The 25,805-nt window shown below is 45.2% G+C and carries 22 protein-coding genes; 5 read left to right on the top strand and 17 right to left on the bottom strand.

Annotation, left to right across the window (positions count from 1 at the left end; translation table 11 throughout):
* Positions 1 to 67: 67 nt before the first annotated feature.
* From pgpA to DBX26_RS03220, 14 genes are all read right to left on the bottom strand, one after another.
* Entirely contained in the window at positions 68 to 574 is a 507-nt protein-coding gene (pgpA, locus tag DBX26_RS03285) for a phosphatidylglycerophosphatase A (protein ID WP_118117849.1), read from the bottom strand.
* Between the two features lie 40 nt (positions 575 to 614).
* On the bottom strand, positions 615 to 1,580 hold the full coding sequence (thiL, locus tag DBX26_RS03280; RefSeq protein WP_020333701.1) for a thiamine-phosphate kinase: 966 nt from the start codon (positions 1,578 to 1,580) through the stop codon (positions 615 to 617).
* Positions 1,581 to 1,658: 78 nt separating this feature from the next.
* Positions 1,659 to 2,126, bottom strand: a complete 468-nt coding sequence (gene nusB / locus DBX26_RS03275; protein ID WP_020333700.1) for a transcription antitermination factor NusB — start codon at positions 2,124 to 2,126, stop codon at positions 1,659 to 1,661.
* On the bottom strand, positions 2,126 to 2,596 hold the full coding sequence (gene ribE / locus DBX26_RS03270) for a 6,7-dimethyl-8-ribityllumazine synthase (protein ID WP_014231012.1): 471 nt from the start codon (positions 2,594 to 2,596) through the stop codon (positions 2,126 to 2,128). The genes nusB and ribE overlap by 1 nt, the downstream gene beginning before the upstream one ends.
* 168 nt (positions 2,597 to 2,764) lie before the next feature.
* Positions 2,765 to 3,874: a bifunctional 3,4-dihydroxy-2-butanone-4-phosphate synthase/GTP cyclohydrolase II gene (gene ribBA / locus DBX26_RS03265; RefSeq protein ID WP_014231011.1), complete on the bottom strand. Its 1,110-nt coding sequence runs from the start codon at positions 3,872 to 3,874 to the stop codon at positions 2,765 to 2,767.
* Between the two features lie 135 nt (positions 3,875 to 4,009).
* Positions 4,010 to 4,663, bottom strand: a complete 654-nt coding sequence (locus DBX26_RS03260; RefSeq protein ID WP_020333699.1) for a riboflavin synthase — start codon at positions 4,661 to 4,663, stop codon at positions 4,010 to 4,012.
* A 17-nt stretch (positions 4,664 to 4,680) separates the two neighbouring features.
* A complete protein-coding gene (gene ribD, locus DBX26_RS03255; RefSeq protein ID WP_118117847.1) occupies positions 4,681 to 5,799 on the bottom strand; it encodes a bifunctional diaminohydroxyphosphoribosylaminopyrimidine deaminase/5-amino-6-(5-phosphoribosylamino)uracil reductase RibD in 1,119 nt (372 codons plus the stop codon).
* A 6-nt stretch (positions 5,800 to 5,805) separates the two neighbouring features.
* Positions 5,806 to 6,255: a transcriptional regulator NrdR gene (gene nrdR / locus DBX26_RS03250; protein ID WP_014231008.1), complete on the bottom strand. Its 450-nt coding sequence runs from the start codon at positions 6,253 to 6,255 to the stop codon at positions 5,806 to 5,808.
* A 117-nt stretch (positions 6,256 to 6,372) separates the two neighbouring features.
* On the bottom strand, positions 6,373 to 7,623 hold the full coding sequence (locus DBX26_RS03245) for a glutamate-5-semialdehyde dehydrogenase (protein ID WP_118117845.1): 1,251 nt from the start codon (positions 7,621 to 7,623) through the stop codon (positions 6,373 to 6,375).
* A 17-nt stretch (positions 7,624 to 7,640) separates the two neighbouring features.
* The gene (proB, locus tag DBX26_RS03240; protein WP_014231006.1) at positions 7,641 to 8,780 is read right to left on the bottom strand and encodes a glutamate 5-kinase; all 1,140 of its coding nucleotides are present in this window, start codon (positions 8,778 to 8,780) and stop codon (positions 7,641 to 7,643) included.
* A gap of 119 nt (positions 8,781 to 8,899) precedes the next feature.
* On the bottom strand, positions 8,900 to 9,289 hold the full coding sequence (gene crl / locus DBX26_RS03235) for a sigma factor-binding protein Crl (protein ID WP_014231005.1): 390 nt from the start codon (positions 9,287 to 9,289) through the stop codon (positions 8,900 to 8,902).
* A 111-nt stretch (positions 9,290 to 9,400) separates the two neighbouring features.
* Entirely contained in the window at positions 9,401 to 10,648 is a 1,248-nt protein-coding gene (frsA, locus tag DBX26_RS03230; protein ID WP_014231004.1) for an esterase FrsA, read from the bottom strand.
* A 91-nt stretch (positions 10,649 to 10,739) separates the two neighbouring features.
* Positions 10,740 to 11,204, bottom strand: coding sequence for an oxytetracycline resistance phosphoribosyltransferase domain-containing protein Tet(34) (tet(34), locus tag DBX26_RS03225; protein ID WP_014231003.1), 465 nt, complete (start codon positions 11,202 to 11,204; stop codon positions 10,740 to 10,742).
* A gap of 265 nt (positions 11,205 to 11,469) precedes the next feature.
* Positions 11,470 to 12,759, bottom strand: coding sequence for an NCS2 family permease (locus DBX26_RS03220; RefSeq protein WP_014231002.1), 1,290 nt, complete (start codon positions 12,757 to 12,759; stop codon positions 11,470 to 11,472).
* A 1,009-nt stretch (positions 12,760 to 13,768) separates the two neighbouring features.
* On the opposite strand from DBX26_RS03220, the gene DBX26_RS03215 reads away from it, so the two are divergent.
* On the top strand, positions 13,769 to 15,241 hold the full coding sequence (locus DBX26_RS03215; protein WP_118117843.1) for an aminoacyl-histidine dipeptidase: 1,473 nt from the start codon (positions 13,769 to 13,771) through the stop codon (positions 15,239 to 15,241).
* A gap of 79 nt (positions 15,242 to 15,320) precedes the next feature.
* On the opposite strand, the gene DBX26_RS03210 is transcribed toward DBX26_RS03215, so the two are convergent.
* A complete protein-coding gene (locus DBX26_RS03210; RefSeq protein WP_014231000.1) occupies positions 15,321 to 15,860 on the bottom strand; it encodes a DUF3332 domain-containing protein in 540 nt (179 codons plus the stop codon).
* Between the two features lie 327 nt (positions 15,861 to 16,187).
* Here DBX26_RS03210 and DBX26_RS03205 point away from each other — a divergent pair, with 327 nt between their 5' ends.
* Positions 16,188 to 17,255: a succinylglutamate desuccinylase/aspartoacylase family protein gene (locus tag DBX26_RS03205; protein WP_014230999.1), complete on the top strand. Its 1,068-nt coding sequence runs from the start codon at positions 16,188 to 16,190 to the stop codon at positions 17,253 to 17,255.
* A gap of 219 nt (positions 17,256 to 17,474) precedes the next feature.
* Positions 17,475 to 17,915, top strand: coding sequence for a DNA-directed RNA polymerase subunit beta (locus tag DBX26_RS03200; protein ID WP_118117841.1), 441 nt, complete (start codon positions 17,475 to 17,477; stop codon positions 17,913 to 17,915).
* Between the two features lie 82 nt (positions 17,916 to 17,997).
* Here the strand turns inward: DBX26_RS03200 and DBX26_RS03195 are convergent, their stop codons facing one another.
* Positions 17,998 to 18,306, bottom strand: coding sequence for a DUF3622 domain-containing protein (locus DBX26_RS03195; protein WP_014230997.1), 309 nt, complete (start codon positions 18,304 to 18,306; stop codon positions 17,998 to 18,000).
* Between the two features lie 498 nt (positions 18,307 to 18,804).
* Here DBX26_RS03195 and DBX26_RS03190 point away from each other — a divergent pair, with 498 nt between their 5' ends.
* Positions 18,805 to 20,265, top strand: coding sequence for a chromosome condensation regulator RCC1 (locus DBX26_RS03190; protein WP_065302030.1), 1,461 nt, complete (start codon positions 18,805 to 18,807; stop codon positions 20,263 to 20,265).
* Positions 20,262 to 21,578 carry a di-heme oxidoredictase family protein gene (locus DBX26_RS03185; RefSeq protein ID WP_254063502.1) on the top strand — a complete coding sequence of 439 codons (1,317 nt, stop codon included), beginning with the start codon at positions 20,262 to 20,264 and terminating at the stop codon, positions 21,576 to 21,578. Before DBX26_RS03190 ends, DBX26_RS03185 begins: the two co-directional genes overlap by 4 nt.
* 238 nt (positions 21,579 to 21,816) lie before the next feature.
* Here DBX26_RS03185 and purL read toward each other — a convergent pair whose 3' ends face one another.
* A complete protein-coding gene (purL, locus tag DBX26_RS03180; protein WP_118117837.1) occupies positions 21,817 to 25,710 on the bottom strand; it encodes a phosphoribosylformylglycinamidine synthase in 3,894 nt (1,297 codons plus the stop codon).
* Positions 25,711 to 25,805: the final 95 nt, after the last annotated feature.

Below are 25,805 nucleotides of genomic sequence, written 5' to 3'. Positions count from 1 at the left end.
ACTGATACTAAAAAGGGATGCATGATGGCATCCCTTTTTATTTTGCTCAGATGTAGTTTAAAGCTTTTTAGTTCATCCAGCCTGCGTAGTGGGCAACTAAAAACAGTACAATACCCGCCATAATTCCCGCGACAATGTCATCGATCATGATGCCTAAGCCACCATGCACTCGCTTATCGAGCCAGCCGATAGGCCAAGGCTTAACCATGTCGAAGAAACGGAACAAGATAAAACCAGTCAGCAGCCATTTCCATTCAGTTATTGGAATATTCAGTGCCGGCATAATACTCATCGTAATCCAAAAGCCAGCGAATTCATCCCAGACGATCGAACCATGATCGTGAACTTTCATGTCATCAGACGTCACCTGACAGATTTTCACGCCAATTACGCATGATATGAGTACCACGACGACATAAGCAGAAAACGGCAGTTGAGCTAACAACAAAAAGAAAGGTACCGCAGCTAATGTCCCCATTGTTCCCGGAACAACAGGCGATAAACCGCTACCAAACCCTGTTGCCAATAAATGCCACGGATTCTTTAACGAAATAAGAGAAAGAGGGTTGGTCATATCCTTAAACCTATAACTGCTAGTTTGGTTTCAATCGTGGTTACTTAAAGTGGTCAAAACCGCTTAAGTCCCAGTCAAGAGGTTGATTGTTATCGTGAAGCTCAAAAGTACCATTCGGTCGAATCTGACCAATGCATGTCACCTTACAGCCAATATGGGACAGAGTACTTTGTAACGAGCCATGGTTTTGCTCTGAGACGGTAAAACACAACTCGTATTCTTCACCACTCGATAAAGCATACTGCTGTGCGCTGACCTTATCATCTAAAAACTGCGCCAGATCCGAAGATATAGGCAATTGAGAGACATCGATACTGACACCGACCTGTGACCGCTTCAGTATGTGCTTGATATCGGATATCAAGCCATCAGAGATATCGATAGCAGAAGATGCAAGACCAACTAGTGCTTGTCCCGCTAAAACACGTGGCGTACTCAAGTAATGCGCTTTTTCCAAACTCTCCGCACCTACGCGAGTACGAAGAGAGTTGTCTAAGATAACATCCAGTCCAGCTTTCGCATCGCCAAGACAGCCTGTTACATAAACCCAGTCGCCTACTTTCGCCCCAGAACGAGTTAACGCTTTTCCTTGCGGGACAAATCCCTGCACAGTCAATGTTAAACTCAAAGGCCCTTTGGTGGTATCCCCGCCGATAAGTTGAATACCAAAATAATCAGCAAGTTCAAAGAAGGCATCACAGAAAGGCGCAAGCCACTCTTCGTCAGGCTCCGGCATCGTTAACGCAAAACTCACCCACGCAGGCGTCGCGCCCATCGCGGCTAAGTCGCTGATGTTTGAAGCGAGTGCTTTGTGCGCGACCCAAGCAGGGTTCGCGTCAGGAAGAAAGTGTGTCCCCGCAACTAAGGTATCGGTGCTGATCGCAATATGCACATTATCTGGTGCTTTGACCAGTGCACAATCATCCCCTGCAGCAAGGTGAACATCTTTTCGTTGGTTTTGACGACCAACAAAGTACTTGTCTATTAAGCTAAATTCACCAGACATAATTTGTTTTTCTTTTTATATAAACGCTTTTGATATAAAAAAGGTCAGCATATGCTGACCTTTTTACTGAAGAAATCGTTATTTCTTACGTACGTGAGGTGCTGCTTTATCCAGCACACCATTCACAAACTTGTGACTGTCTTCCGCAGCGAACACTTTTGCAAGTTCAATCGCTTCGTTGATCACGACTTTGTAAGGCACATCTTCGCGACGAGTCATCTCGTACATAGCAAGGCGAAGAAGAGCAAGTTCCATCATATCCAGATCCTGCATTGGACGTGAAATGTATGGACGAATTTTACTATCTAGCTCAGCGTGGCTAAGTACAACACCGCCTAGTAGTTCACGAAAGTACTCTACGTCAGTTTCTGGCGCTGCTAGAGCTGGCTCTGATGCATGAAGTTCTTCTTCATCGTATTTGTCACCAGACAAAAACTGTTCTTCAATCTTGGCAACATTCTCTTTAGTAATTTGCCATGAGTAGATCGCTTGTAGAGCGAATTGACGTGCATTACGACGTGCGGCTGGTTTCACACTGGCCCCCATTAGGAATCAATTTCAGATAGTACATTAATCATTTCAAGTGCGCTTAGTGCAGCCTCTGCACCTTTATTACCAGCCTTGGTTCCTGCGCGTTCAATCGCTTGATCGATAGTATCAACAGTCAAAACACCAAATGCGACTGGAATGCTGTATTCCATAGACACTTGTGCCAGACCTTTGTTCATTTCACTACAAACATAGTCAAAGTGAGGCGTTCCACCGCGAATAACTGACCCTAAAGATACGATAGCGTCGAATTTACCGGTTTTAGCAACACGTTGAGCTACTAGAGGTAGTTCTACGGCACCTGGACAACGAACAACGGTAATGTTGTCATCGCTTACTTGCCCGTGACGCTTTAGTGTATCGATCGCACCAGAAAGTAGGCTTTCGTTAATAAAACTGTTGAAACGAGAAATAACGATAGCAATTTTTGCATTTGGCGCTGGGAAGCCACCCTCGATCACTTTCATAAGCTTTCCTTTAACTCTATTTTTAAGTGAAATATGTTCATCAAGTGAGAATCGCCGGATTCTAGCACAATTGTGTGAGCAATATCTAATGGAAATTGGCGGGAGCAACGAGTTACTGGCCTAGGACAGCCTAAGACTATTCAAGACCAGTTACTTATCGTTCAGTCGTTACTCACAGACGTATTCAACGACGTTTAGGCCAAAACCGCCTAACGCATGGTATTTTTTATTGCTTGACGATAACAGACGCATGTCATTCACGCCAAGGTCAGCAAGAATTTGAGAACCTACCCCTACACGACGAGAAGTGCCTTGTTTCTTCGCAAGCGTCGGAGCTTCACCTTTATCTTGCGCTTCAAACATTTTCACGCGATGGATAAGAAGCTCACTGGAGTCTTCATGACCAAGCACAACTAAAACACCGCCTTCTTCGCCGATGCGCTTCATCGCTTTATCCAGTGTCCAGCTGCGTTCAGCATTGCGGTCACTGCGAAGTAAGTCGGTAAACACATCTTGAAGATGTACGCGAACTAATGGTGTATTTGCTTTCAAATCGCCTTTACACATCGCGTAATGGACTTGGTTATCAATCGTGTCTTTGTAAGTCACCAGATTAAACTCACCAAACTCGGTCGGCAGCTTACATTCAGCAACGCGCTCAATGGTTGTCTCAGTATTGTTGCGGTATTCGATTAAGTCAGCGATCGTACCCAGCTTGATACCGTGTTTTTCACAGAAGATCTCAAGATCTGGTCGGCGAGCCATCGTGCCGTCATCATTTAGAATCTCAACAATAACCGACGCAGGTTCCAGACCAGCAAGACGAGCTAAATCACAACCAGCCTCAGTGTGGCCAGCGCGAGTTAACACACCACCGTCTTGAGCCGCTAGTGGGAAGATATGGCCTGGTTGAACTAAATCCGCTGCTTTTGCATTTGGCGCTACAGCCGCTTGAACAGTGCGTGCTCGATCCGCAGCTGAGATACCCGTTGTTACCCCTTCTGCTGCTTCAATAGAAACCGTAAAGTTTGTCGTATATTGCGCGTTATTGTCTTGCACCATTGGCGGCAAACCAAGACTTGAGCAACGCTCCTTAGTCATAGTAAGACAAATCAAGCCACGTCCATGGGTAGCCATAAAATTGATCGCTTCCGGCGTGATATGCTCGGCAGCCATGATCAAATCACCCTCATTCTCGCGGTCTTCGTCATCCATCAAGACGACCATTTTACCTGCGCGAATGTCATCAATAATTTCTTGTGGTGTACTGATTGGCATATTCTGTTTCCCGTTATTCTAAATTTATTTTCGGCAACAATTTGTTGGGGCTTGAGTACAAGCAGACTTACGGCAATAGTTTGAGCTTTACAAACGGTAAGTCAATTGCCCCACGGATGTTCTGTGAATACTGTCTTAGGCGAATCCGTTCTGCTGCAAGAAATCCATAGTAATACGCGACTCTTGCTTCTCTTCTTGCTGCCCCTGAAGTAATCGCTCCATATAACGAGCTAATACATCCACTTCTAAGTTAACTTTGCGACCGACCTGAAATTGATCAATCGTGGTTTCTTCGCTCGTGTGAGGAACAATCGTTAACTTGAATGCATTTTTACGTAAGTCATTTACCGTAAGACTAATACCGTCTACGGTGATCGAGCCTTTTCCTGCGACATATTTGCTGATTTCGGCAGGCATCGCCACCCAAAACTCGATTGCTCGACCAACTTGATTACGTTCTACAATTTCGCCAACACCGTCAACATGACCAGACACGATATGTCCACCAAAGCGCGTGGTGGGCAGCATGGCTTTTTCTAGATTAACCTTGTCACCGACTTGATATTGTGCAAAACCCGTCATTTTCAGTGTCTCTAACGACAGATCCGCACTGTAATAATTGCTGCCAAAATCAATAACCGTCAAGCAAACGCCATTAGTCGCGATACTGTCGCCTAACTTAACGTCAGACATATCTAAATTGCCCGTTTCGACGGTTACGGTGATGTCTTCGCCTTTCGGCGTAATCGCAGTAAGTTTACCTACTGCTTCTACAATGCCTGTAAACATAATTGCTTCTTTTCTATCTATTTTCGTATAAGCGTTGCGGTAATTCGAATATCTACCCCAACCATACGAGCATCGGTAATGTTCAGATCGATAACGTGATCCATCGACGTTAAACCAAGTGCCCCAATCAGCCCGCGACCATCACTGCCCATCAACTTTGGAGCAAGATAAACGATCAGTTCATCTACAAGATTAGCCTGTACGAGTGCACTCGCGAGCGTCGCTCCCGCTTCAACCCATAAATGATTGACTTGATGCTGATTGGCAACGGCTTTCAACGTCGTCGCGAGGTCAATCTGGCCATCTTCATTCAATTGAGGGGCGATATCACCGTCTTGACTGACAATGATGCGCTCACCATCGGTATTAAACAACTTGAGATCATCTGTCAGCTGGCATTGGCGATCTAAAATGATGCGTACTGGCTGACGTACTGCTTCGGGTTGATACTGCTCTCGTATCGTTTGAGGCAAATCGTCCCAGCGAACATTCAATGAGGCATTATCGTCAATCACCGTTTTGCTGGTCGATAAAATCCCACCACTCATAGCACGATAACGCTGAACATCCTGACGAGCCCGTGGGGAGGTAATCCACTGGCTCTGTCCATTACTGAGTGCGGTTTGACCATCGAGACTGGCCGCCATCTTTAATTGGATGAAAGGCATACCCGTCTGCATAAATTTGATGAATCCTCGATTCAACTCGAGAGCGTCGCTTTCCAGTAAGCCAACCTGAACCTCGATTCCTGCATCGCGAAGCATTTGAATACCTCGCCCTGCGACTTTGGGGTTCGGGTCTTGCATCGCGCAAACAACTCTCGCCACCTTCGCTTTAATCAGCCCTTCAGCACAAGGAGGCGTTCGCCCATGGTGAGAACAAGGCTCGAGAGTAACGTAGGCAGTCGCGCCTTCGGCTTTACCTTCAGCCATTCGCAGGGCATGGACTTCGGCATGTGGTTCTCCGGCTCGGAGATGATAACCTTCTCCGACTATCTGTCCATCACGAACGATGACGCAACCAACATTTGGATTAGGAGCCGTGGTATAGATGCCGCGCTTAGCGAGCCTGATGGCGCGCGACATCATTGAGAAATCTTGAGGGGAGAAGGTAATTTGAGGCGTGTTTTGATCCATGTTTAATCAGTCTTCCAGACGGGCAATCTCTTCGCCAAATTCGCGGATATCTTCGAAACTGCGATAAACAGACGCAAAACGGATGTAAGCCACTTTGTCCAGTTCTTTCAGCTGATCCATCACCAAGTTGCCAATCATCTCACTTGGTACTTCACGCTCACCCGTAGCGCGTAGCTGGGATTTAATCATACTGATCGCCAGCTCAATTGCATCAGCGCTGACCGGACGTTTTTCTAATGCACGCTGAATGCCACCGACCATTTTATCTTCGTCAAACGGTTCGCGGTTGCCATTGGATTTAATCACCTTAGGCATCACCAGCTCAGCGGTTTCAAACGTCGTAAAGCGTTCACTACAAGTCAAACACTGGCGACGACGACGAACCTGATGGCCATCTGCAACCAAGCGAGAATCAATAACTTTTGTTTCGTTTTCCGAACAAAAAGGACAATGCATATCACCTCCAATCAATGCGCTCTTAAAAGCCAAACTAGTGTAGCGGAATTGGTATGCGAGAGAAAACAAAAAGGGGCTTTATCGCCCCCTTTTTCAATCAATATCGAGTGGAATATGTTAACTACGTACTAAGTAGTTGGCTTTACCTACCCATTTGTAGCTGGTCAGCTCTTCTAAGCCCATTGGACCACGCGCATGAAGCTTCTGAGTAGAAACGGCAACTTCAGCGCCGAGACCAAATTGTGCACCATCGGTAAAGCGTGTTGCCGCGTTAACGTATACTGCCGCAGAACCCACAGAGTTGATGAACAGCTCTGCATTTTCTAAGCTGTTAGTCATGATCGCATCTGAGTGGCTGGCGTTATGTACTCGCATGTGGTCAATGGCATCTTTTACATCATCAACGACTTTCACACCAAGCGTGTAGCTCAACCATTCTGTATCAAAATCACCTTCGCCCGCATCGCGAATTTGCTGCGCGTTTGCCATCAGCGCTTTGGCTTTTGGTTCAGCAACAAAAGTAACCTTCTCGTTCATGCGCTCAACCAGCAAGGCCAAGAATTCAGCCGCCACGTTTTTGTGCACTAATAAGGTATCAAGTGAGTTACATGCCGATGGACGCTGTACCTTTGAGTTTTCAACCACATTAAGTGACTTCTCAAGATCCGCTGATTCATCAACAAAAATATGGCTGATGCCAAAACCACCGATAATAACGGGAATGGTACTGTTTTCTTTACACATTTTGTGTAGGCCAGCACCACCACGTGGAATGATCATATCCACGTAGTCGTCCAATTTTAGCAATTGAGAAACTAGCTCACGGTCTGGCTTTTCAATGTATTGAACGGAAGCCGCAGGCAGGTTCGCTTTAGCTAATGCAGACTGGATAACTTTGACCAGCTCCATGTTAGAGAAGAAGGTCTCTTTACCGCCACGCAAAATACTTGCGTTTCCGGTTTTCAAACACAAGGCTGCGATATCAATCGTTACGTTCGGACGCGCTTCGTAAATCACACCCACCACACCAAGAGGAACGCGGCGACGAGCCAAAGACATGCCATTTTCTAGCACTTTACTGTCGATTTCGCTACCAACAGGATCGTTAAGGCTGATCACGTTACGTACGTCATTCGCGATACCCGTTAAGCGCTCTTCATTCAGCAGCAGACGGTCCAGTAATGCATCCGTCAGACCTGCTTCACGGCCAAGTTCGATGTCTTTTGCATTCGCAGCCAGAATAGCCGCTGAGTTTGCTTCCAGCTCATCGGCAATGATAGCTAGAGCTTGGTTTTTCTGTGATGTTGACGCTGTCGCCAATTCAAAAGCTGCATCTTTAGCAGCTTTACCCATGTTCGTTAAATCCACTGTGCTTCCCTTAATTTCTATTCCTGAATGACGACAAGATCATCGCGGTGAATGACTTCTGAGCCGTAATCGTGCCCCAAGACAGTGATGATATCTTTGCTGTGCTTACCAGAAATTTTAGTTAAATCCTCGCTTGAGTAAGCACTAATACCACGAGCCACTAACTTACCATGAGTATTGGTAACACGTACCACCTCACCACGGGCAAAATCGCCACTGACCTTAGTCACCCCTTTGGCTAACAAGCTGCTGCCTGTGCCAATCACTGCGTTTACTGCACCATCATCGATAATAATATCGCCTGATGCAGCAGGACCAGCCAAGATCCAACGCTTACGGTTTTCCAGAGCTTCAGAACAAGGTAAGAAACGTGTGCCATGTGGCTGTGGGCTCAATGAATCAAAAATCACGTTAACGGCACTACCCGCAGCAATGATAACTTCAATCCCTGCGCGACGAGCGATATCTGCCGCTTGAAGCTTAGTCGCCATACCACCAGTACCCAGCGTCGTGCCACTGCCACCCGCAATTTTGCGTAGCGTGTCATCAATCGTCTTAACTTCTTTGATCAGCTCTGCATTTGGGTCTTTACGTGGGTCGGCAGTAAACAGTCCTTTTTGGTCTGTAAGGAGCAGTAATTTATCTGCACCACATAAAATTCCCACTAGAGCCGACAAGTTGTCGTTATCTCCGACTTTAATTTCGCTTGTCGCTACGGCGTCATTTTCATTAACGATCGGAACGATATCGTTTGCGACTAAAGCGTTAATCGTATCGCGCGCGTTTAGAAAGCGCTCACGATCTTCCAGATCTGCACGAGTCAGTAGCATTTGGCCGATCTTGATATCGTAAATACTAAACAGAGACTCCCACGTTTGAATCAAACGAGTTTGCCCTACTGCAGCAAGTAATTGTTTACTCGCCATTTCGTTGGGCAATGCGGGGTATCCAAGATGCTCACGGCCTGCTGCAATTGCACCAGACGAAACCATTACCACTGAATGGCCTTGTTTCTTAAGTTCAGCACACTGGCGCGCCAGCTCAACCATATGAGCACGGTCTAGCGCGAGTGTCCCGCCTGTAAGCACACTTGTACCCAGTTTCACAACGACGGTTTTTGGATGTGAAACGACTGCATTTTGTTGATTCGTTGTCATGATGTCTTCTGAAGTGAAAAACAAATTAAAGGAGAGTTTTAACAATCAAATTGGGATTTAACAAGAGAAAAGGTGCGAAAACGCACCTTTTTGTTTTTCAGCGAAGAAAAAGGGCTGAATCAAGCAAAGTCAAACGACTCTGTATGGTATTCAACCTCTAATTTGAAATGCTCTTCGAGGGTATCGACCAGTTTCTGATGGAAGGTACTTTGTGTTAAGTAAACTTCCTCTACCGATTTTTTAGGCAACGCTTCCGAGTCCCATTGCCCTTCTTTATTGTATTTGCCAATGTGGTATTTGGCAGTAAAGCCCCCTTCGATGGCCTCTAAGTCCATCCACCAGCCCCAAAACTCTCGTTTTTCTGGTGATTTCTTATCGTCGACGCACACCGACAAACAATCAAAATAGTAACGACCTTCTTCTGATTGCGGTTCTCGTAGATAAGGCCCTATCGCCTTTAACTTAGACATCAAGCGAAAGTGAGTTGGCCCCTGAGTCGTCTCTGGCATATGAATCTCCGTTTCCATAATAAAAAGTGAATACTCAAGAATGATTATTATTTGATTATCATGAGCTTAATTTTTGCTCAGGTATTCACTTTAACTCAATGGGAAGGTTTGTCATCTTAATAATTCATCTTCCAACCACTTTATGGCCAAATCGAGGGATTGCTCATAACCTTTTGAAATAGACTTAGCGCTGATTTTTTTCGCCTGTCCATACTGACTAAACAGTGCAACTAACTGGTTATCACTATGTGGAGAGACCGGATCGCCTTCCAAGCCCAATGCCAGAATTGGCACCTTCGTTCTACGGTTGGTTAGAAAGCCCTGAACTTTCAACGACCAAGCTTTCATTTGCCCTGCCATGCTGTTGATATCTACCGCACTCTTGCCTAATCGTGATGCCAATAAATCCAGGTACATTTTCGGCATCTGCTGTAATTTTTGAGACGAGGTAAAAAGATCGTGTACAGGCGCGCCCATCGCAACGCAGGCTTTGATCTTTTCCTGCTCAAGAAATGAGAGACGAACCATTGCATTGCCGCCAAAGCGAAATCCAACTAAACCCACTTTATGGTGATCAACGTAAGGAATCGAATAGAGCTCATTCAGGACTGCCTGATGGATACAGCTCGTGTCTTCAGTCAGAGGCCAGTGTGAACTGTGTCCAATCGAAGGCATATCAACCGTTAGCATCGCAATATCTTTCGGCGCAAAATGATGACGGAACAGTTGCCACATGTCAGTTTGCAGACTATCCAACCCCGCACTAACCATCACCACAGGCAATTGTTTATCCGTTCTAGGCAGATGTAAATTCGCGATAATTTTTCGATTCTGGTACGGCACTTCGATTTGTTTGATCGTGTATTGGGTTTTCTCTGCCCCTTCCGAATACGCTTTGTTGGCCAGTACTTGAGCCTGCAACGCTAAATTATCGTTCTTTAAATGCGGGTAGCCAGCGATACTGAAACACAAAGAGGCAGTAAAAAGCTCATCAGCAGCTGCTTCTCCTTGCAAATTTTCAGAGCGCTTTTGATGCTCCATGCCCAACTTGATCCACTCGAACGTCCAGTTTCCACTGTGGTAACCCATAACGGTATCTAACCATTCATCTTTAGTACGAGAGTGCTTTGATGACGCTATTTTAGATAATACCGATTCTATATCGATAGGAGGTACACCTTGCCATGCCCATTGCAGACGGAGTAAATGACGATACCAAGCACTATCTCCCTGCTCTTCTCTTTCATCGAGGATTTTCTGGCTAGTTGGCATGTACTGAGTCAATGCCGAGGTTTCTTTGGCTTGCTTGTGTTTGACAAACAAAGTTTCGGATAGGTTTTTACTGATATCTTCCGGCATACGAAGCGCTCTAGACTATTTGCAATATTTACAATGATAATAAAAAAAATGCCCCTAAACAGGGGCATTTCTCAATATTCTTTGACTGCAATTATTTTTGCTTGCGGTTTACCGGCTCAACGTACTGGATAGACATATCCCACGGCTGCTCGATCCAAGTATCTTGCTCAATATCAACAACGTAGTCATCAAGAAGCTCTTTACCTGATGGCTTAGCGCATACTGCAATCATTTTTGCTTTAGGGTACATTTCACGCAATTGACGTGCTGTATCACCGCTATCTACTAGGTCTTCAACGATTAGGTAACCTTCACCGTCACCTTCTGGTGCTTTAAGCACAGACATATCACGCTGATGGTCATGGTCGTAGCTTGAAATACAGATAGTATCAACGTAACGAATGCCCAGTTCGCGAGCCAGAATTGCACCAGGAACCAGACCGCCACGGCTTACTGCCCAGATACCTTTCCACTGCTCAGCTGGCATTTGCTTTTCAGCCAGTTCACGACAGTAAGTCTGCATCGCATCCCAAGTGATAATGAATTTTTTACTCATTGTAATAACCTAATAATTTAAAAATATGTATCCCCAATATTCAGTGAAAAAGGCGGATAAACGACATATTCACTAAGCTCTCAAACTAAATTTGAGGCGGGGCTTAAAGCAGCGCAAACGATTATTCTACCGAAAGCTAATATTAATACCAATGGTGATATCAAATTTCTCCACATAGAGCGCAGAAACATAGATTTCGGTGAACAAAATCAAAATAAAAAGCCAGTAAGAACAGATGTCCTCACTGGCTTGGAACCAAATAGAATTAACCTACAAGGTATTTCACGATAAAGATGGCTGACATCACCCAAACACTTAGCGATACATCACGGCCTTTACCACTAAATAGCTTGATAGCAGAGTAAGCGATAAAGCCTAGAGTGATACCTTCAGCAATTGAGAAAGTCAGTGGCATAACCAGACAAGTAACAACCACTGGTGACGCTTCAGTCAGGTCACGCCAATCGATACTTACTAAGCCAGACAGCATTAGGATCGCTACGTAAAATAGAGCGCCTGATGTTGCGTATGCTGGAATCATACCTGCAAGAGGTGAAAAGAATAGAGCCAGTAGGAATAATACGCCAACGACCACAGCCGTCAGACCAGTACGACCACCCGCAGCTACACCCGCAACACTCTCAATGTAAGAAGTGGTGTTTGATGTACCCAGTAGAGCACCTACCGAAGTTGCAGTTGAATCAGCAAGCAAAGCTTTATTCAGGCGAGGAATGTTACCGTTTTCGTCGGTTAGACCTGCTTTTTGAGAAACGCCAACCAGCGTACCTGCAGTGTCGAACAAGTCAACGAATAGGAAAGCAAATACAACGGAGATCATGCCAACTTCAAACAAGCCAGAGAAGTCTAGTTGTAAAAACGTAGGAGCAATACTTGGTGGTGTCGACATCACACCGCCCCACTGAACGTCACCGAAAAGTAGGCCTAATGCAGTCACACCAAGAATGGCAATCATTACCGCACCTTTCACACCACGGTGAACAAGCGAAATAGTCAGGAAGAAGCCGATTGCAGCAAGTACTGATGGTAACGACGTAATATTACCCATCGAAACCAGTGTCGCTGGGTTATCAACTACGATACCTGCATTTTTTAGTGCAATAAACGCAAGGAACAGACCGATACCCGCTGAAATACCGGTACGTAGAGAGTGAGGAATTGAGTTGATGATCCATTCGCGGATCTTGAACACACTTAATAGAATGAACAAAACACCAGAGACAAATACGGCAGCCAGTGCCACTTGCCATGTGTAACCCATTCCCAATACTACAGAGTAGGTAAAGAACGCGTTAAGCCCCATACCCGGAGCCTGTGCGATTGGGTAGTTTGCTACCAAACCCATAATGAAACAGCCAATGGCCGCAGCAAGACAGGTTGCTACAAAAATAGCGCCACGATCCATGCCTGTATCAGATAGGATAGCTGGGTTTACAAAGATGATGTAAGCCATGGTCAGGAAGGTAGTAACACCTGCGATGATCTCAGTGCGCACATTTGTGCCATTTTCACTGAGCTTAAAGAGCCTTTCGAGCATGATCGAATCCTGTTAAAGGTAAAAAGTAAACGGTTGCGTAATCGATTGTGTGAATTATAAAGTTATCAAATAGCAAATTCTAGATAGAATCTTCACTCTAAATGGATTTTTTTGCAGGATATGAAACCCATTCGCTAGGATTCCTCACACGAAAAAAAATTAAGACTTAATAAACAATGACTAGCGAGTTAGGACACAAAACGTACAAAGAATACAAACTGAACAATGTTCTAAACTTTCAAAAGGAAAGCTCGATTTCTAGTTAGCTTTTAGAGCGTATTGCGTGAAGATATCGCATTAGACAGGACAAGCGATAAGGGAATTGGCACTTAGTGATGAATTTTTAGACAAGCCACGAAAAAGAACATAAAAAAACGCCACTCAAAATGAGTGGCGGCGAATCATGTCAGAACTATTACTGAAAAAAAATTCCAAATTATAGGGGTGAACAAACTGTTCAAGTCACATGCGTTGACAACTTACTTAGTAGCCAAAGCTTGTTGGGTATACAAAGTTACCGGTATATACAGATTTGCTATTCCAGAACATTGTACTTGGTAAACCTTTCATAACTATCACCTTCTTAATCAATTAATGCAGTCGTTGATTCTCAGTTCCTTGGAGGCGATTAACGGACTCATCCTTTGAGCATTTTATTCTTCTCTCTGAAGATGGTTATAAATATACCACCAAGAAATTTTATTACAAGACTTTTAGTGACTCAAATCACAAAAACTAGTCCAACACACAGGTAAATTGCGATTAATGTAACTAAATTACACTTCTATAAATAAACGTGTGAGGAAATATGACAAAAATCTCATTGTGTCGTGATTCTCATTCATAAACTGTGACAATACTGAAAGAAATCGTGCGGTCACCGACTACTAGTCGCGTTCTTCAGGTGGTATCCTTGGGCTATTCAAGCCAGATGGCACTAGCAGTTTATGCTAACCATATGTAATTTTCACAATGCATATCTGGAAATATAGATAAAAAGGAGCTTTCCGTGTCTGAATTCCATTCTGAAATCAGTACCTTGTCACCCACTCCACTTTGGCGCTTTTTCGATAAGATTTGTTCTATCCCTCATCCATCGAAGCATGAGGAAGCACTGGCACAATACATTATCGGTTGGGCAACAGAGCAAGGATTTGACGTACGCCGTGATCCTACTGGTAACGTCTTCATCAAAAAGCCAGCCACTCCAGGTATGGAAAACAAAAAAGGTGTGGTTCTTCAAGCACACATCGACATGGTGCCGCAAAAGAACGAAGACACTGACCACGACTTTACTAAAGATCCAATTCAACCATACATCGATGGTGAATGGGTAACCGCAAAAGGCACTACTCTCGGTGCTGACAACGGCATCGGTATGGCATCTTGTCTTACGGTTCTTGCTTCTACCGACATTAAGCATGGCCCGATTGAAGTGCTGCTGACCATTGATGAAGAAGCAGGCATGACAGGCGCATTCGGACTTGAGTCTGGCTGGTTAGAAGGTGAAATCCTGCTAAACACCGACTCTGAGCAAGAAGGTGAAGTCTACATGGGTTGTGCTGGCGGTATCGACGGTGCAATGACATTCGATATTACTCGTGATGCGATCCCAGCAGGCTTTGTCACTCGCCAACTAACACTAAAAGGCTTAAAAGGCGGCCACTCTGGTTGTGATATTCACACGGGTCGCGGCAATGCCAACAAATTACTGGGTCGCTTCCTGGCAGGTCACGCTCGTGAATTAGACCTTCGCTTGGTTGAATTCCGCGGTGGTAGCTTGCGTAATGCGATTCCTCGTGAAGCATTCGTTACTGTTGCACTTCCAACAGAAAACCAAGACAAGCTTGCAGAGTTATTCAACTACTACACTGAGCTACTGAAAGCTGAACTAGGTAAAGTAGAAACAGGTATTGTTACTTTCAACGAAGAGATTGCAACCGACGCTCAAGCGTTTGCTTCTGCAGACCAACAGCGCTTCATCGCGGCGCTTAATGCATGTCCAAACGGCGTTATTCGTATGAGTGACGAGATCGAAGGTGTCGTAGAAACCTCTTTGAACGTTGGTGTCATCACCACCGAAGAGAACAAAGTAACCGTACTTTGCCTAATCCGTTCTTTGATTGATTCTGGCCGTAGCCAAGTGGTTGGTATGTTGCATTCCGTTGCGGAACTGGCTGGCGCTCAAATCGAGTTCTCAGGTGCCTACCCTGGCTGGAAACCAGATGCGGATTCAGAGATCATGGCAATCTTCCGCGATATGTACGAAGGTATCTACGGTCACAAACCAAACATCATGGTGATCCATGCAGGTCTAGAGTGTGGCCTATTTAAAGAGCCTTACCCTAATATGGACATGGTATCTTTTGGTCCTACGATCAAATTCCCTCACTCTCCTGACGAAAAAGTGAAGATCGATACCGTTCAGCTATTTTGGGATCAAATGGTCGCTCTTTTGGAAGCGATTCCTGAAAAAGCATAATCACTTATTGCGTGAAAATAAGATAAAGTCAAAAAAGGGTGCAATCGCACCCTTTTTTATGGCAGATAATGCTAGCTGATTACACACGCGTTTGTGCGTAGGCTGCCAACTCATCCATTGAAGTCTTAGCTACCACTTCACCATCAATGTAGTAAGTAACAAAGTCGCCTTCACGTACGCCAGTCAACAAAGCTTTGTCACCGTTACTGTAAGTAATGTCCATTTGAATGGTGTTTTCGTCGATTTGTTCCATTTGGCCTTGCTCAATCACGCGATTATTCGCAAGAGGGCTAATTGGAGCAGTAGTCAGAGACTTATCTAATTGGTGGTTTACATCAATGTAAGTGTCCACCTTAGAATCAAAAATATGCGGCTTACCGTTTAACGGGTTTTTACCTGTCCAAAATTCCAATGAGTTAAATACGATATAATCAGCTGCGATCGCTACACCATAAACGGGTGCCATAAGCATGTTCAGACCACCACGAGCATAACGGTTATCGACAGCTTTTAAGTTAAAGCCCATAACATAACCAGTCACTGCATTACTGCCCACACAACCTGAAAGCGCAACTGCCACAGCAGTCATTACGCCAATTTTAGCTATTGCCTTTTTCATCAAAACCTCAGAGTAGAGTTTATTCGGTCAAAATCCGGCGCGGATATTAGCTAAATAAAAATGAGGAAAAAAGCCATATTTTGTCACTAAAAGTTTTATTATTACTTTTAAGACTCAATTAGTTAGAGGCTAAATAGTTACCTGCCAATATATAGAAATAACAAGATAAAACCGTTATAACTGGCGTCATATTTACAACATAAATCTCACACAAGAGTGATTACTCGCGTTAATTAAAATAATTTGTCGTATCCTTAATCAAAATGATTAGTTTGATTATGACGCGATTGTTACATTGTTGAAAAACTATTGGAAAGAGATGGTTTTATGGTTAGAAGTAAAAGAAGCAAAACCTTTGAGCTCCTCGGATATCAAGTACAACCAGGTCAGCGATTAGAGATCGAATTCGAAGCCGCACAGCTTTATACGCACTCTCCTTTGTCGATTCCCGTAGAAATCATCCACGGAAAACAAGACGGCCCAGTACTGATGGTTAACGCTGCCATTCATGGCGATGAGCTCAACGGCGTTGAAATAGTACGTCAGATGATTAACCAATTAGATCCACAGAAGCTGAAAGGCACAGTCATCGCTGTTCCAATAGTGAACGTATTCGGATTTATCCATAAGTCTCGTTACTTACCAGACAGACGCGATCTCAACCGTTGCTTTCCAGGTAGTGAGAAAGGTGCGCTCGCATCGAGAATGGCATATGGCTTCTTTAATAACATCGCGAAACGTTGCAACTATATTATTGATTTACACACTGGTGCTATCCATCGTACCAACCTGCCACAAGTACGGGCGAATCTTAGTAACCCGGAAACATTACGAATAGCGAAAGCCTTTTCCACTCCAGTCATCATCGACTCAGCATTGCGCGACGGATCTTTGCGCAGTGAAGCGGAAAAATGTGATATTCCGGTTCTCACCTACGAAGCGGGCGAAGCGTTACGCTTTGATCCACTCTCAATCAGTGCAGGTGTGTTGGGTATTCGCCGTGTCATGCAGGCAATAGGTATGTTGCGCGCAAGCCGTAAAAAATTCCCAGAGCCAGTGATCGCGAAATCCACCAGTTGGGTTCGTTCACCAGGAAATGGCATTTTGCGTACTGTGGTGAATTTGGGAGATAAAGTTGAACAAGGTGAAACTCTCGCCTATATCAGTTCTCCCCTCGGGCATATTGAGCTTGAACTCACTGCGCCTAAAAGCGGTCTGGTCATTGGCCAACACACACTACCTTTAGTAAATGAAGGTGATGCTATTTTCCATCTGTCTTACTTCAAGCATGGTGACGATGAAGTTGGTCAAGCCGTGGAAAACTATATTGAAGAGCTGAACGAGTATGATGTTGAACAAGTCACGACTGGTCAAATCCCACTCGACGTTCAGTAAAGTACAAAGTTAGAAAATCGAAGCCTAGTTGTGTTAACGCTGGGCTTTTCCCTCCCAAAAGTAAAACTATGCTTCCTCATCAGATTGCCAAGCTATTAAAACGAAGGTTAGCCTCTGACTAGGTCTCAACTCCCGACTGAGATTACTCACCACAAACAAACACAATTGCACAGTGTTTTATTTATTTGTATGATACCTGCTTTTGCTTGCATTCATACTATGTACAAAACCTTTTCTATTACTCTGATGAGTTTCGTATTCTCTACGTACAGTTTTGCCCAGTCATCAGATCTTATTGCCCAATACTTACAAGAACAAAACCAGCAGTCATCTTATGACGATCACTACGCCCATCCCGTTGCAGCGCAGTTAGATACAGAGGCTAAATCCACAGGGGTAATCTGGCGCGAAGATGGCAAACCAGATCACTGTCAATATGTTAAAAACCGACCTGCAGCTACAGGTAATTTTGACTACGGTGAAGCGACCGATCTGTCCGATGGCTTACATCATTTCGATTTACCGCCAGTACATTCACCCAATGTAAAAGTATCGCATCGCGTTTATGCCAATTCGCCAAATTTATTGCCAGGCAACCAGCAGTTCTCGACACCATCAGAAGGTTCAATCAGCCTTTCAATCTCATCGGACTGTTTTTGACTAACATAACACCTATAAAAAAGCCCTGAACAATACGTCAGGGCTTTTTAACATCACAAGTTAACTTGTCTAAATCGAAGTCTTATTCTTCGTCAGCTTCTGCTTCAGCATCACGCGCTTTACGAGCTTCTTCTTTACGAACTTTAGCTGCAAGTTGCTCAGCTTCACGCTCTTGACGTTGCGCTGCTTTACGTTCGTTGCGAACTACTTGGTTTTGAACAAAACCAGCCAGCTCTTGTTCAGCCCAAGCTTGAGCTTTCTCTTCACTTTCAAAACCAGTTTCACGCTTTGATACTACAGTTTTACGAGAAGTTACTTGGCGAGTGATCTCTGCGCTCCAGCCGTTACGTTTTTCAGTTACGCGGATAGCAAATTTTTGATTTTTTGACATTTAATTCATTTCCTAAGGGATTAATCAGGGATTCGGTCAACTTGATAACTCCATCTAAGCTGAGCTGTTTAACACCATCCCTTGGTAAGCGCGGTATTAGAGCATAAATCACCGTTGTTGGCTGCAAATTTTTTCCTTACTTTTTTAACTTCAGCGATTCATGGGGAATAGCCATGATAACAACGCGACTCAAGCTCATTTGATTTTTTCAAAGAAATACGCCACTCCGCAATTCCGTATACGCCCCGCTTAAAACCCACAAAGTAATTTCACTTTGACCACTTTAAATTCTCAGTGTCCATACAAGTGCAGTGATGCAATCAAGGGAATATATGCAGATACGAGTAAGACTGACACGGTTAAATTTAACCCAACCGAGTTAAGAGCAGGTTAAAAATGTGAAGAGAAACACAATAAACCATCATCCATATGGATTAATTACTCTAAAAAACATATATAACCAGCCGTAATAAAAACAATTCTCAGTTAGATTATCAAATGAAATTAACAAAGACACTTTTGGCAGTACTCGTTACTGCCCTTGCAGGTTGCGATTCTAATGACGAAGCGACCACTGCTAACTCTGGACCAGATACTCAACTAACCAAATCGTGGGATGCCCATAGTACCTATGCTTCGGAGACAACCGTTTCCGGGACCAGTAGCGACACTGACGGTGTGGAGTCAGTGACCGTTTCAATCAATGGTACTGTTCATTATGCTGACTTCGATGGCCAAAACTTTTCACTGAAGATCAACTTGGTACCGGGCTTAAATAACTACACCGTGACGGCAACGGATTCGCTAGGCAATCAAACGTCATTGGAAGATCAAGTCTATTTCGGTCATCAAGTATCTGCTGGCGGCGCTCATAGTGGCGCTATCTTAGATGGAAAACTATGGACTTGGGGTCGTAATAACAAAGGACAAACTGGTCACGGGTATGTCAGTACTCTTGAAGAAGAAAACCACCCAACTACTCCAACGGAACTGACCGTTATTAGTGAGGAACAAGCCGTCTCATTTGTATCACTGGCATTCAACCAAAATGCCTCTATTGCACTTGATAGCACAGGTCAGGTTTGGGCTTGGGGTGACGGCGACGGAGGCCAACTTGGTTTGGGTGAAGACGATGACATATTGAGCGAAGAAGATGTATTAAGTCCGCAAAAAATATCCTCTTTGGAGAATATTATTTCTGTCGCTCGTGGATATGACCACACTGTAGTTCTCGACGAACTAGGCCAAGTGTATACCTTTGGTGAAAACGACAAAGGACAATTAGGTAACAACTCGCTAGAGGACTCCGACTTCCCGGTAAAAGTTGAGATATCAGATATTATTCAAATTGAAGCTGGATCAGATAGTACTTACGCACTGGATATTAACGGCAACCTATACGGATGGGGGCAAAACAACAATGGTCAGCTCGCACAAGGACAAGACTATGTTGAAGATATCCTTATCCCTACTCTGATTAACTTACCTGAGAAAATCACCTCATTTTCAGCGGGTAAAGCACATGTCATTGCAATTGGGGCAAGTGGTCAGCTTTATGGTTGGGGTCTGAACGCAAGCAATCAATTAGGTAATGATGAGGACGAATCATGGCCAAGAGAGCTTTATGAAGCAACAGTATTACCTTGGGTTGAAGATGGCGTCATGGTTTGGGCAAACGGCAACCAAAGCTTTGTTGAAAGATCAGATGGCCAAATATACCCGTGGGGTAACAATGGTATGGGTACATTAGGACTAGAAACTGATGAAAGCCCTATCGCTCCGACGGTTGCAATTACAGACCTGTCTTCGGTATTAGACATCGGTGCTGGCGCATTACACACCGTGGCTCTAAGGTTCGACAGCGTATTGTTCACTTGGGGCTGGAGCTTTGAAGGGTCATTAGGGATCCCTGATCCAATTAATGCTTGGGGCTACTCTTTGCCACAGAAAGTGAAATGATGAAAAAGTCTTTATTATTTCTGTGCAGTATTTGGCTTTTTGGTTGTGACGGTTCATCGTCACAATCAGAAGATCAGCCAGCATACGTTGAACTTGGGCCTGCAGGTGGCGTAGCCACTGTTAGCTATGATGCAAACAACGGCTTTTTGCAATTTATTCCTGAATTGGACATTCAAGACTATCACGGAGCCTCTCAAGGCAGGGAGCTGTTCATCGCTACATGGCTTCCTGCTCCCGGAAGCCGTGAACTGCTCGATGGTTTCGGCCCTTTGGCAATAACGGATTCATGTACAGGTTGTCATGAAACATCAGCCAGAGCTGAATCACTGAAAAGTGATGGCAGTACAGGAGACGGCATTTTATTCCGCTTGGCGGATAAAAACGGTGCCGTCGACCCATTCCTTGGTGGACAGTTGCAAACTTTTTCTGCCGATGGGTCTCCAGAAGGCTCCGTGACTTGGACTAAAGGCAGCAGTGACGAAATTCTCTTTCATCTAAATGATGCAATGAATCCTCTCGCGGAAGGGGTGTCTTTAGGGCCTCGCCTCTCACCACAGCTGATTGGCATGGGGTTGCTGGATTTGGTTCCAGAATCAGTCATTCTTGACTATCAAGATATCGAAGACAGTAACTCTGATGGTATTTCAGGACGGGCACATCAGCTAGAAACATGTATCGGACGTTTCGGCTGGAAAGGCGTTCACTGTACTTTAGAAAGCCAAGTAGCAGGTGCTTTCCATCAGGATATGGGACTCACATCCAGCTACAACCCTGCAGAGCCTTGTACTGAACAACAAGAGGTTTGCGAATTGATGCCATCTGGCGGTTCGCCGGAAGTATCCGATGCTTCACTCGAAGCAATTAATGACTTCCTGACCATTCTTGCAGTGCCTGAACGACGCAACGGAAGCAGCATTGCTTTCCAGCAAGGTCGAAAGCTGTTTATGGATGTAGGCTGCAACGCTTGCCATCGAGAGTCACTGACGACAGGTGAAGTCACTCGTTTCCCTATTTTAAGCAATCAAACCTTCTATCCATATACAGATTTGTTATTGCACGATATGGGAGCTGACTTAAGCGATGGTGTGAAAGAAGGCAGTGCAGAACCAGCAGAATGGAAAACCCCACCCTTATGGGGACTTGGTCTTATCGAAGGTGATGGTCAGAGCCGATTTTTACATGATGGTCGCGCCGAAGATCTGCAAAGTGCTATTTTGTGGCATGGCGGAGAAGCGCAATCCGCTAAACAAGCGTTTATAGAGCTTACTGAAGAAGACAAACAGTTACTCTTAGATTTCCTTCGCTCCATTTAGCTAACAGCCGCGTTTAAATGCCAGTAAGCAATTGCTTACTGGCATTTTTTATTGCGTAACAACTAGAAAATACGCTGTAAACCAGTCACTCATACCCAGAAGCAGAAGTCATCACCATCAAAATTTCAAAGACACTATCGAGCATACTCTTGGTGAGAGTTTGGTTGGTAAAAACAAAAAGCGCAGACCTTTCGATCTGCGCTTTACGGTTTGTTTATTGTTTATATAAAAAACAGAATTAACCGATGTTCTTACGTGCGTTTTGGAACATACGCATCCAAGCGCCGTTTTCACCCCAGCCTTCTGGAGACCAAGAGTTTGCAACCGTACGGAATACACGCTCTGGGTGAGGCATCATAATGGTTACACGGCCATCTGCTGTAGTCAGACCGGTAATCGCATTTGGCGAACCATTCGGGTTGTTCGGGTATTGTTGCGTTGGGTTACCGTTATTATCAACGTAACGTAGTGCTACAGTACCTGACGCTTCAATTGCGTTTAGGTGCTCACCGTCACGTACTTCTACACGACCTTCACCGTGAGAAACCGCGATAGGCATGCGTGAGCCAGCCATGCCATCGAAGAACACAGAATCAGACTTCTGTACTTCAACCAGGCTAAAGCGTGCTTCAAAACGCTCAGATTCGTTGCGAACAAAACGTGGCCACAAGTCTGCACCCGGGATAAGCTCTTTCAGGTTAGAAAGCATCTGACAGCCGTTACACACACCTAGAGAGAATGTCTCTTCACGGTTGAAGAACGCTTGGAACTGCTCACGAGCTTGTGCGTTAAACAGGATAGACTTCGCCCAACCTTCACCCGCACCTAGTACGTCACCGTAAGAGAAACCACCACAAGCTACCAGACCTTGGTATTCATCCAGTGCCGCTTGGCCTGTCAGAATGTCGCTCATGTGAATATCAGTTGCTTCAAAACCAGCACGGTCAAAGGCTGCTGCCATTTCAACGTGAGAGTTAACACCTTGCTCACGAAGAATCGCCATCTTAGGTTTCGCGCCTTTCGCAATGTAAGGTGCTGCGATATCTTCATTCACATCAAAGCTTAGAGATACGTTCAGACCTGGGTCCGTGTTGTCTTTCTTCGCTTCAAATTCTTGGTCTGCACATGCTGGGTTATCACGTAGAGCCTGCATTTTGTGCGTTGTTTCTGCCCAGATAACACGTAGTTCAGTACGTGAACGCTCAAGTACAACTGCATCACCAGACGTGATAACAAAGTCGTCTGAAGCTTCAACAGAACCAATCACATGTGAACATGCTTCTAAGCCATTCGCTGCTAGCGTAGACAGAACTGAATCCAGCTCTTCGTTCTTAACCTGAACAACTGCACCTAGCTCTTCGTTAAATAGAACTGCCAGCGCATCTTCGCCCAGACCTTCGATGTTCGCTTTCACACCACAGTGACCAGCGAATGCCATCTCAGCAAGTGTTACAAACAGACCGCCGTCACCTTTATCGTGGTAAGCAACAAGCTTGTCATCACGAACCAGTGTTTGCATTGCATCGAAGAAGCCTTTTAGCTGTTCTGCGTTGTCTACGTCTGCCGGCTTGTCACCAAGCTGCTTGTAAACCTGTGCCAGTGCTGTTGCACCCAGACGGTTTTTGCCGTTACCCAGGTCAACAAGAACAAGTGAAGAATCACCTTTGTCAGTACGCAGCTGAGGCGTTACTGTCTTACGCACGTCTTCAACACGGCCAAACGCAGTGATTACTAGCGATAGTGGCGAAGTCACTTCTTTGCTTTCACCATTTTCTTCCCACTTGGTCTTCATTGACATTGAGTCTTTACCAACAGGGATAGTCAAACCTAGCGCCGGACATAGCTCTTCGCCCACAGCTTTCACTGCTTCGTAAAGACCTGCGTCTTCACCTGGGTGACCCGCTGGAGACATCCAGTTCGCAGAGAGTTTAATGCGCTTGATATCACCGATGTCAGTCGCCGCGATGTTAGTTAGTGACTCACCAACAGCCAGACGAGCAGACGCGCCGAAGTCTAGTAGAGCAACCGGAGTACGCTCACCCATCGACATCGCTTCACCGTGGTATGTGTCGTAACTTGCCGCCGTAACTGCACAGTTCGCTACAGGAACCTGCCAAGGACCAACCATCTGGTCACGAGCGACCAAACCTGTTACTGAGCGGTCACCGATAGTAATCAGGAACGTTTTCTCAGCTACAGTTGGAAGACGAAGAACGCGATCTGCCGCTTCGTTGATTTCAATACCGTCACGTGCAATCGCTGGGCTATCTACTTTCAATGTCGTTGCTTCACGGTGCATCTTCGGTGTTTTACCAAGCAAGATATCCATTGGCATATCAATTGGCGTGTTGTCGAAGTGAGAGTCTTCTAGTGTCAGATGACGTTCTTCTGTTGCCACACCAACCACTGCGTAAGGTGCACGCTCACGCTTACAGATTGCATCGAATGCTTCCATATGTTCTGGCGCAACTGCAAGAACGTAACGTTCCTGAGATTCGTTACACCAGATTTCCAGCGGGCTCATGCTCAATTCATCATTTGGTACATCACGTAGCTGGAACTTACCGCCACGCTCGCCATCGTCACAAAGCTCAGGAAGTGCGTTAGAGATACCGCCCGCGCCCACATCGTGGATAAATGCGATTGGGTTCTCTTCACCTAGCTGCCAACAACGGTCGATAACTTCCTGACAACGACGTTCCATCTCTGGGTTTTCACGCTGTACTGAAGCAAAGTCCAGATCTTCTGCTGACTGACCAGACGCCATTGAAGACGCAGCGCCGCCACCAAGACCGATGTTCATTGCCGGACCACCAAGTACGATTAGGCTCGCACCTACTGGGATCTCTTTCTTCTGTACGTGTTCGTCACGGATATTACCCATACCACCAGCAATCATGATTGGCTTGTGGTAACCACGAATTTCTTCACCTGCGTGAGAAGTCACTTTCTCTTCGTAAGTACGGAAGTAACCTAATAGGTTTGGACGACCAAATTCGTTGTTGAATGCCGCGCCACCCAGAGGGCCTTCAAGCATGATATCTAACGCGTTTACGATACGACCCGGCTTACCGAAGTCTGTTTCCCAAGGCTGTTCAAAACCAGGAATACGCAAGTTAGACGTTGTAAAACCAACCAGACCCGCTTTAGGCTTACCACCGATACCTGTCGCGCCTTCGTCACGGATTTCACCACCTGAACCGGTTGATGCGCCTGGCCATGGAGAGATAGCCGTTGGGTGGTTGTGCGTCTCTACCTTCATCAAGATGTGCGCATCTTCATGGTGGTAAGTGTATTGACGAGATTTAGGATCTGGGAAGAAACGACCCACTTTAGAACCTGTCATTACCGCTGCGTTATCTTTGTAAGCAGACAGAACGTGGTCTGGCGTCGTTTCAAATGTGTTTTTGATCATCTTAAACAGAGACTTCTCTTGGTCTACGCCATCGATAGTCCAGTCTGCATTAAAGATCTTATGACGACAGTGCTCTGAGTTCGCCTGAGCAAACATCATCAGCTCGATGTCGTTTGGATTACGACCTAACTTAGTGAAGTTCTCCACTAAGTAATCAATTTCATCTTCTGCTAGCGCTAAGCCAAGTGAAACGTTTGCTTCTTCAAGCGCAAGACGACCACCAGCTAAGATATCAACGTGCGCCACTGGAGCTGGCTCTGCCACAGTAAATAGTGCAGAAGCGGCTTCAAGCTCGGTAAACACCGTTTCCATCATGCGGTCGTGGATTAGGGCTTTAACTGTGTCGATTTGAGCATCAGAAAGTGTCGCAGACGTTTCTACGTAGTACGCTGTACCACGCTCCAGACGCTTAACATTGTCCAGACCACAGTTGATAGCAATATCGGTAGATTTAGAAGACCAAGGCGAAATAGTGCCAGGACGAGGCGTAACAAGAAGTAGAAGACCTTCAGGCTCGTGCTCTTCGATCGTTGGACCGTAAGTCAGCAACTTTTCAAGCTTTTCTAACTCTTGGTCATCAAGGTCAGATTTTAGATCCGCAAAGTGCATAAACTCGGCGTAAATGCCGGTTACAGGCAGATCTTGTTCACGACAAAGTTCCAATAGTTTGTTAACACGGAACTCAGAAAGAGCTGGGGAGCCACGCAAAATTCTCATGTGCTTAGGTCTCTTATGCAATTGATTAAGGTGATATTGGAATAAATTCAGCCACTTAGGCGTAAAAACCCGAACTTATACCGATTCCACCTCTC

Source organism: Vibrio sp. dhg, assembly GCF_003443775.1.
GTDB lineage: Bacteria > Pseudomonadota > Gammaproteobacteria > Enterobacterales > Vibrionaceae > Vibrio > Vibrio natriegens.
This window is presented reverse-complemented; position numbering and strand designations above follow the sequence as displayed.